The sequence below is a fragment of the Crenobacter oryzisoli genome, from assembly GCF_030385785.1.
Lineage (GTDB): Bacteria > Pseudomonadota > Gammaproteobacteria > Burkholderiales > Chromobacteriaceae > Crenobacter_A > Crenobacter_A oryzisoli.
Genome location: NZ_JAUEDK010000084.1, coordinates 1 through 9,100, shown reverse-complemented (window position 1 = coordinate 9,100; position 9,100 = coordinate 1). Strand labels below are relative to the sequence as shown.

Annotated in this window: 8 protein-coding genes and 1 pseudogene; all 9 read right to left on the bottom strand. The window is 60.8% G+C overall.

The features are described from left to right. Positions 1-185 precede the first annotated feature (185 nt). A complete protein-coding gene (locus tag QU481_RS22960; RefSeq protein ID WP_289832301.1) occupies positions 186-512 on the bottom strand; it encodes a hypothetical protein in 327 nt (108 codons plus the stop codon). Positions 513-842: 330 nt separating this feature from the next. Beyond that, on the bottom strand, positions 843-1,343 hold the full coding sequence (locus QU481_RS22955; protein ID WP_289832300.1) for a TPM domain-containing protein: 501 nt from the start codon (positions 1,341-1,343) through the stop codon (positions 843-845). Beyond that, complete coding sequence (locus QU481_RS22950; protein WP_289832299.1) at positions 1,343-2,197, bottom strand: TPM domain-containing protein; 855 nt, start codon at positions 2,195-2,197, stop codon at positions 1,343-1,345. The genes QU481_RS22955 and QU481_RS22950 overlap by 1 nt, the downstream gene beginning before the upstream one ends. Beyond that, a complete protein-coding gene (locus QU481_RS22945; RefSeq protein WP_289832298.1) occupies positions 2,197-2,826 on the bottom strand; it encodes a LemA family protein in 630 nt (209 codons plus the stop codon). Before QU481_RS22945 ends, QU481_RS22950 begins: the two co-directional genes overlap by 1 nt. A gap of 386 nt (positions 2,827-3,212) precedes the next feature. After that, positions 3,213-4,298 carry a ribonucleotide-diphosphate reductase subunit beta gene (locus QU481_RS22940; protein WP_289832297.1) on the bottom strand — a complete coding sequence of 362 codons (1,086 nt, stop codon included), beginning with the start codon at positions 4,296-4,298 and terminating at the stop codon, positions 3,213-3,215. Positions 4,299-4,327: 29 nt separating this feature from the next. Continuing rightward, positions 4,328-4,912, bottom strand: a complete 585-nt coding sequence (locus QU481_RS22935; protein ID WP_289832296.1) for a hypothetical protein — start codon at positions 4,910-4,912, stop codon at positions 4,328-4,330. A 142-nt stretch (positions 4,913-5,054) separates the two neighbouring features. Continuing rightward, positions 5,055-5,261 (bottom strand): hypothetical protein, encoded by a 207-nt coding sequence (locus QU481_RS22930; protein WP_289832295.1) that lies wholly within the window; start codon positions 5,259-5,261, stop codon positions 5,055-5,057. A 214-nt stretch (positions 5,262-5,475) separates the two neighbouring features. Further along, on the bottom strand, positions 5,476-8,346 hold the full coding sequence (locus QU481_RS22925) for a ribonucleoside-diphosphate reductase subunit alpha (RefSeq protein ID WP_289832294.1): 2,871 nt from the start codon (positions 8,344-8,346) through the stop codon (positions 5,476-5,478). Between the two features lie 481 nt (positions 8,347-8,827). Further along, positions 8,828-9,100 (bottom strand): annotated as a pseudogene (locus QU481_RS22920) (IS4 family transposase); the annotation flags it as partial.

Here is a 9,100-nt window from a genome sequence, read left to right as displayed (position 1 = left end):
CGCTTGCTGCGTCTGCGGGAACGCCTCGGGGAGTTGTTGCTACCGAAACAACGGCGGGGGCGTGAATGCCCCCGCGTGGTGAAAAAGCTGCCGTCCCGTTACTCAATCAAACAGGTTCGATCCGCTAAGTGAACGGCATTACGGATTTACCGGGCTATTTCTTTTGTGGAAACGGCAAACCTGCCTCAGCCCCCATCACTCTGACAGGCCAGCCCCTTGCCGGCAAAGCCACCATACAGGCTCAGCTGCTTCGGGTCCTTGCGCGACAGCGCGAAGGTGTCAGGCAGGCTGCGATCGTTCTCGTTCTTCGGCCAGGTCAGCTGGCGTTTCTCATCCATGATGCCTTGGTAGGTCGTGCCGGCGCGGGTCAGCTCCACCGTCTGGCTCTGGCGGCTGTAGTGGAACTTCACCTGATCGGGACAGCGGAAGCTGCCTTGCAGCGGAGGCTGTTTGCAGGCGGCGCACAGCAGAGCAGTCAGCAGCAGACAGGCCAGGCGGGGGAGAGAGTTCATCTGACAAACCGTTCGAGGCGAAAGCGGGCCGCCAATATAGCACAGCCTGACCACCCTCGAACCGGTCCATCCCACCGTTCAGCAGCACTGTAGCCCGGTGGCGGTGTAGGTCCAGTCCGGGGACACTTGAAACTCGCGCTGTGGCTGGACATCGAGCCGACCCCGGAACCACACAAGCAAGAAAGACGCGTTACCGGACGGGGCGGCCATCGCTGGCCGCTCTTCCTGCCGCGGCTGAGTTTCCCATGTTCTGGCTCCAACACCGGCCAAAAGCTGCCCGGACTCTGGGCGGCTTTTGTTTAGGTCGGGGCAGGGCATTGACCGTGAGTGCTACAGCAACACCGGCCGGTCCGGCAATTCATTCGAGCACTCCCTGACCGCCGGAAAGTGTGTCGTCAGGCATTGGGTCGTCGCGCGTACTCCCGCCACGGCGCCGTCCTCGAAGTGTCCCGCCTTGAAGGCCGCCTCCATGGTCCGGCAGATATTCCGCCACTCCGGTTCGCCGACCCTAGCATGTATCCCGCGGTCTGCAATGATCTCGACGCCCCGATCCGCCAGCAACACGTAGATGAGCACGCCATTGTTCTGCTCGGTGTCCCACACCCGCAGCAGAGAAAATACCTCGAGGGCGCGTGCTCTGCTCGACTGCCCGCGCCACAGCGCCACACTGTGCAGCGCTCCCTCTACGGCAAAGCGAATCTGTCCGACGTGGGCGAGCTCGCTCGCCTTAATCGCCGCCTCGATGGCGTGCAGGGTGCGAGGAGGAAAGGCGCGACGCACTTGCCAGTGGGTCATGGCGAGATGCCGGACGATACGCGCGAGACGATTCACTACCACCTCCCCGAGGCGCCGCCGCCCCCAAAGTCACCACCCCCGCCGCTGAATCCTCCACCTCCCAGTCCGCCACCGCCAAAGCCACCACCGCTTTGCCAGCCACCGAGCCGACCGATGCCGCCGCCGAGCAGGGTGAAGACAAATGCGACCAGCCCCACGCCGATCGCCACCGAGAGCGCCCCAACCAGCAGCCAGGCGAGCAAGGCTGCCCCACCGCCCACAGCGATGGCCGCCGGCAACCGACCGAGCAGGGCCCGTAGCACGCCCCCTACCACAAACAACAAGACGAAGATGACCGGCAGCGCATGGCCGAGTCCGCCGGTGCGGCGGGTGTCCGGACGGGCCGGGGCCGGCAGGGGCTCGCCGTTTACGACACGGATCATGCGGTCGACTCCGGCATTGATGCCGCCGTAGAAGTCGCCTTGCTGGAGGCGCGGCACAATGATTTCGCTGATGATGCGCTTGCAGGTGACATCATTCAGCGCGCCCTCCAGGCCGTAGCCGACTTCGATGCGCAGAGCATGGTCATCCTTGGCGACAATCAGCAGCGCGCCGTCATCTACCTTCTTTCGGCCAAGCTTCCATTGCTCGACTACGCGCAGCGAGTACTGCTCGATGGACTCCTCGCCAGTACTGGGGAGGATCAACACGGCCAACTGGCTGCCCTTGGCCGCCTCGAGGCTTTGCAGTTTTTGCTCCAGGGCGGCCAGCTGTTCCTGAGTCAGTGTGTCGGTCTGATCGGTGACGTGGGCCTTCAAGGGCGGAACCGCTATCTGTTGCGCGCCGGCGACCAGGCTCCAAACCAGAGCCGCCGAGGCGAACAGGACTCGGGCGGCCCCGAAGGCAGTCATTAGTAGGCCCCTTCCGGACTACTCTTGCTTGGGGAGGCCGATGTCCCGAAGTCCACCCGCGGCGGGGTCGAAATGGCCCTCTCATTTTCCACGGTGAAATTGGGCTTAACCTTAAAGCTAAAAGCCATGGCAGTCAGATTGGTCGGGAAGCTGCGCACGGTGACGTTGTAGTCCTGCACGGACTTGATATAGCGGTTGCGTGCCACCGTGATACGGTTTTCCGTGCCTTCCAGTTGAGCCTGCAAATCGCGGAAGCTGGCATCGGCCTTCAGCTGCGGATAGTTTTCCGAAACTACCAGTAGCCTGGACAGAGCGCCGGACAGCTGGGCCTGGGCCGCCTGGAACTTGGCGAACGCCTCAGGATCGTTGATCAGCTCTGGCGTGGCCTGGATGCCGCCAACCCGGGCCCGCGCGGCGGTCACTTGCTCCAGCACGTCTTTTTCGTGGTTGGCATAGCCTTTGACTGTGCTGACTAGATTGGGGACCAGGTCGCTGCGACGCTGATACTGGTTTAACACCTCGGACCAACTGGCTTTGATCTGCTCGTCTTGTGCCTGCAGGGCGTTGTAGCCACAGCCGGATAGGCTCAGTACCAGGGCGGCAAGCAAGACTCTCCAGAGATAGCGCATCGGGCTCTCCTACGATGAGAAAGGCATCACTATGCATCGATTAATGCTAGGTACTGTTGGCATGCTTACAAGGCGCCAGGGTGCGATTCTCTGTTGCGACTCGGCTTAACAAACCCCCTCAATGACAAATTTATCTGTCGCTCAGGTAAGCTTATGTGTCGCTCGACGGCCGAACAGTGGACAGACCATATCTCCCAGGCCAAACCTCCACTTCGGACCGATCGTGGCCCACCAATCAGTTCAAATAAAGCTCTCATGAAAAAGGCCCCATCATTGATGGAGCCTTTTTGCTTTACACGAAACAAAGAGCAACTTTATGTGTCGTCGAGTGCAAGCTTATGTGTCGTTTTGGCAAGCTTATGTGTCGCTCGACGGACGAACGACGATTAATCCCAGCTCAACGCCCCGCCAGTCTGGTACTCGGTCACGCGGGTCTCGAAGAAGTTCTTCTCTTTCTTCAGGTCGATCATTTCCGACATCCATGGGAACGGGTTGGTCACGCCCGGGAACAGCTGCTCGAGGCCGATCTGCTGCATGCGACGGTTGGCGATGAAACGCAGGTATTCCTTGAACATGCTGGCGTTCAGGCCGAGCACGCCGCGCGGCATGGTGTCTTCGGCGTAGGCGTATTCCAGTTCGATGGCTTGCTGGAACAGGGCGGTGATCTCATCCTTGAAGCTGTCGGTCCACAGTTGCGGGTTTTCCAGCTTTACGGTGTTGATCAGGTCAATGCCAAAGTTGCAGTGCATCGACTCGTCGCGCAGGATGTACTGGTACTGCTCGGCGGCGCCGGTCATCTTGTTCTGGCGACCCAGCGCCAGGATCTGCACGAAGCCCACGTAGAAGAACAGGCCCTCCATGATGCAGGCGAACACGATCAGCGACTTCAGCAGCTTCTGGTCGTTTTCCAGCGTGCCGGTCTTGAATTCCGGGTCGGTCAGGGTGTCGATGAACGGGATCAGGAATTCGTCCTTGTCGCGGATCGACTTGATCTCGTGGTAGGCGTTGAACACTTCGCCTTCGTCCAGGCCCAGCGACTCGACGATGTACTGGTAAGCGTGGGTGTGGATCGCTTCGTCAAACGCCTGGCGCAGCAGGAACTGGCGGCATTCCGGCGCGGTGATCTGGCGGTAGGTACCCAGCACGATGTTGTTGGCAGCGAGGGAGTCGGCGGTAACGAAGAAGCCCAGGTTACGCTTCACCAGACGCATTTCGTCTTCGGACAGCTGGCCGGTTTTCCACTGTTCGATGTCGCGCTGCATGTTCACTTCCTGCGGCATCCAGTGGTTGGCGCACTGCGCCAGGTACTTTTCCCATGCCCACTTGTACTTGAACGGCACCAGCTGGTTCACGTCGGTCTGGCCGTTGATGACGCGCTTGTCGACAACGTTGACGCGGGCGGTGCCGTGCTCGTCCATCGAGTTGAGCTTGGCGGTACCGGTAGCGACGATCGGGTCTTCAAAGTTGAGCATGGGTGTCCTTTTCTTGTTTCTAGTGTGTTTCAGTATCCAGGGCCGGCGAGCTCGGGGTGGCTGTTGACCAGCAACTCAGTTCTCACCGCCGATGTGTCAGGCACGTGCCAGACACGATGTATATGACCGAAGTCGCGCTTCTGTTCGTTGCGTATCTGCAGCTCGGGCAGGTTCGACATGTCGACCCAGATAGTGCCCAGATAAACGGTTTCGCCGGCCTTTACCTCGAACGGCGCGTCGATCTTGAAATGCCGCACCCATTGGTAGGACATAAAACCGGTGTCGTCGGCCCAGCGTGCCCAGACATCCTTGATCTGGTAACGCCCAGGAGCCAGAGTCAGCAGCGCCAGCTTCCCTTCGACCGGCGGCATGCCTTGTTCGCCGAACACGGTGTCGGTGACGAAAGCGGCGTACACCGTGCCGTTGCTACCGTTGTCTAGGCCGTTCCAGTTGGCCTGCATCGTGGCGGTGTCAGGGATGAATGCACGGCCGGTCAGCGACACGATGGCGTAGGCCTGTCCGGGCGGCGGGGTCAAACTACCGTTGAGCTGCTTGGACATGGTGGTGCAGCCAGCCAGCAGAACAACGGCAATCAGCAACAAGATGCGGCGCATGGCAGTTTCCTTACCAGGGTCCGGTCGGGCCGGCGCGGTGCGCCGGGCATCGAACCATCCCGAAGCCGACCGGGTGATCGGCTTGAGGATGGCGGTTGGCCGAATGGCTTCGACCAACCTGGGTGTTACTTGTGCAGCGTTGTCAGCCGCTGTGACACTCCTGCAGACAGACGGCACAGCCGTTAGCGTAGGGGAAGTGCCGCTTGGCAGACTTCACCGCCTCATGACAGTCGACAAACGACCCGAGGAACACCCTATGGGGCTCGTCGGGCAGATGCTCGCAGCCGGAGCGGTGAACGGGATGTTCACCGTTGGACTGGGGCTGGGTGCTGACGTAGTACGAAACCATTCCATGCCTCACTTTCTGTTGAATGCGACGGCTTAGGGGCTTGCACTTTTGCTATACACCTTGCTGCTGGCTGCCAGATAGCGGTTTTGTTTCTAGTTGTTGCAGCGCCGCCTTATGGCACGGTGCTTTACGACCAAGGTGACGAAGCGTACCCAACCGCTATCGCCAGGCCTCTTCGCTGCCAAAACAGAGAAGGGGCCTGGCTACGCTTGCCTTACTGGCAAGCCTCGCAGTCTGGATTATCAATCGAGCAGAACTTCGCATCGGTCGCCGGCAGGTTCTCTTCGACCTGGGCCGGAGCAGTGGTCGGGGCCGACTGATAGGCGGTCACGCCACCTGATACCGGCACTGCATTCAGCTCGCCGCCACGACCGGTGGACTTCTCGGCGTTGGAGGCAGCCAGGGTGCGGAGGTAGTAGGTGGTCTTCAGGCCGCGAACCCAGGCGTGCTTGTACAGCTCGTCCAGCTTCTTGCCCGAGGCGCCGGCCATGTACAGGTTCAGCGACTGCGCCTGGTCGATCCACTTCTGACGACGCGAGGCGGCATCCACCAGCCACTTCGGCTCCACCTCGAAGGCGGTGGCGTACAGTTCCTTCAGGTTCTGCGGCACGCGGTCAATGCGGCCCAGGCTGCCGTCGAAGTACTTCAGGTCGGCGACCATCACTTCGTCCCACAGGCCCAGCGCCTTCAGGTCGCGCACCAAGTATTCGTTGGTGACGGTGAATTCGCCCGACAGGTTGGACTTCACGAACAGGTTCTGGAAGGTCGGCTCGATGCTCGCGGACACGCCGATGATGTTGGCGATGGTCGCGGTCGGGGCGATGGCCAGGCAGTTCGAGTTGCGCATGCCGTAGGTCTTGATACGTTCACGCAGCGCGTTCCAGTCCAGACGCTCGGTGCGGTCCACTTCCACGTAGCCGCCGCGCTCGGCTGCCAGCAGGTTGATGCTGTCGTGCGGCAGGATGCCGCGGTCCCACAACGAGCCCTTGTACGACGGATAGCGGCCACGTTCCTGGGCCATTTCGCTCGATGCCCAGTAGGCATGGTAGGCCACCAGTTCCATCGATTCGTCAGCAAACTCGACGGCCGCGTCCGAGCCGTAGGCGATGCGCAGCGTGTGCAGGCAGTCCTGGAAGCCCATGATGCCCATGCCGACCGGACGGTGCTTCAGGTTGGAGTTGCGGGCCTTCTTCACCGGGTAGAAGTTGATGTCGACCACGTTGTCGAGCATGCGCATCGCGGTGGTGATGGTGCGCTTGAGCTTGTCGCTGTCGAGCTTGCCATCCTTCAGGTGGTTCACCAGGTTCACCGAACCCAGGTTGCACACGGCGATCTCGTCCTCGTTGGTGTTGAGGGTGATCTCGGTGCACAGGTTGGAGCTGTGAACCACGCCCATGTGCTGCTGCGGGCTGCGGATGTTGCACGGATCCTTGAAGGTGATCCACGGGTGACCGGTTTCGAACAGCATGGTCAGGATCTTGCGCCACAGCGACAGCGCCGGCACTTTCTTGACCACTTTCAGCTCACCGCGCGCCGCTTTGGCTTCGTACTCGGTGTAACGCTTCTCGAAGGCCTGGCCAAACAGCTCGTGCAGGTCCGGGCACTCGGACGGGCTGAACAGCGTCCAGTCGGCGCCTTCCATCACGCGCTTCATGAACAGGTCCGGAATCCAGTTGGCGGTGTTCATGTCGTGGGTACGACGACGGTCGTCACCGGTGTTCTTGCGCAGCTCGAGGAATTCCTCAATGTCGGCGTGCCAGGTTTCCAGATACGCGCACACCGCACCCTTGCGCTTGCCGCCCTGGTTCACCGCCACGGCGGTGTCGTTCACCACCTTCAGGAACGGCACAACGCCTTGTGACTTGCCATTAGTGCCCTTGATGTGCGACCCCATGGCGCGCACCGGGGTCCAGTCGTTGCCCAGGCCGCCGGCAAACTTGGAGAGCAGGGCGTTTTCCTTGATGCCTTCGTAGATGCCATCCAGGTCATCGGCGATGGTGGTCAGGTAGCACGACGACAGCTGGCTGCGACGGGTGCCCGAGTTGAACAGGGTCGGGGTCGACGACATGAAGTCGAAGGTCGACAGCACGTTGTAGAACTCGATGGCGCGCTCTTCGCGGTTCACCTCGTTCAGCGCCAGGCCCATGGCGACACGCATGTAGAACGCCTGCGGCATCTCGATGCGGGTGCCGTCCACGTGCAGGAAGTAGCGGTCGAACAGGGTCTGCAGTCCCAAGTAGCCGAACTGCTCGTCGCGCTCGGCCTTCAGGGCCGCGCCCAGCTTCTTCAGGTCGTACTCGGCCAGCTTCTCGTCCAGCAGTTCGGCCTCGATGCCCTTCTTGATGAAGGCCGGGAAGTAGCTGGCGTAGCGCTCGGCCATCTCTTCCTGGCTGACCGCTTCGCCGAGGATTTCCAGACGGATATTGTTCAGCAGCAGGCGGGAGGTAACGTAGTTGTACGCCGGGTCTTTTTCGATCAGCGAACGGGCCGCCAGGATCGAGGACTTGTTCACTTCCTCTTCCGGCACGCCGTCGTAGATGTTCTTCAGGGTTTCGCTCAGGATCGCGTCGGCGTCGGTCTCAGCCAGGCCCTTGCAGGCGGACTCGATGGTGGCACGCAGGCGGGCGATATCGAGCGGCAGCTTGTTGCCGTTCTTGCGGATCACGTTGATGGTGATCTGGTGCAGCGCCTCGCCACGGGCGGCGCGCTCTTGCGAACGCTGTTCGCGATACAGCACATAGGCGCGGGCCACGTCGTGCTCACCGAAGCGCATCAGAGCCAGTTCCACCTGATCCTGGATCTCTTCGATGTGGATCGCGCCCCCTTCCGGCTTGCGACGCATCAGCGACGACACCACGCTCTCGGTCAGGCTGGCGACCTTGTCGCGGATGCTGGCCGAGGTCGCCCCCTGCGCACCGACTACGGCCAGGAAGGCCTTGGTCATGGCGATGGAGATTTTGACCGGTTCGAACGGCACGACCGCGCCGTTGCGGCGGATGGTTTTGTACGGGCTGTAGTCGTCCTGCGGGGCAGCGGAACGGCCCAGCTCGGCGGCGGTGTGCCCTTCAAAAGTGGTCAATTGCATGGTGGTTGGCCTCTGTTATTGCTTAGTTTCGGTGATGCGCGCCGTGGAGCGGGCATCGGGCGATTCGTGCGATTTGTCCGACCCGGAGGGGCTGTGGACAAGTCTGTTAAAAACCTGTGCGCGGATTGTGTGTAACCACAATATGTACTGTTTTAATCCGGCAGGGACGCAAATTCTAGTGTTCCGAAACCTCAACAACAAGTCTTGACACCCGGCCAATATCACGAAAACCGCGCCGTTATTGGCTTTGCGGGGCAAAGAAAAAAATTGCGCGGATGGCGACTGCTTTCAATGAAGAGGCTACAAGCCTGATATGACAGGGGTTCGATATCTGTGAGGATTTACCACAAGATATTGTGCCCATTGGTCTGTGGCGTGATTACGACGCCCGCATGAAGAGACGAAGGAGCATCAAGATTACCCGAAGCGGCTTATCCAGCTGCTTCACCACCAAAAAGCCCCGCCTAGGCGGTAATGCCGTTCACTTAGCAGATCGAACCTGTTTGATTGGGTAACGGGACGGCAGCTTTTTCACCACGCGGGGGCATTCACGCCCCCGCCGTTGTTTCGGTAGCAACAACTCCCCGAGACGTTCCCGCAGACGCAGCAAGCGCGCCGGCAAGGTGCCGGGGCTGCTGATCGCCAGCCAGCTCCACTCATAGCGCAAATAATGCAGCGCTGTCGTAAAGCGAAGATCGGTCGGCGCAACCCCCACTTCCCGCGCGATCTCAGCCATCTCCAGTCGGACCAGGTT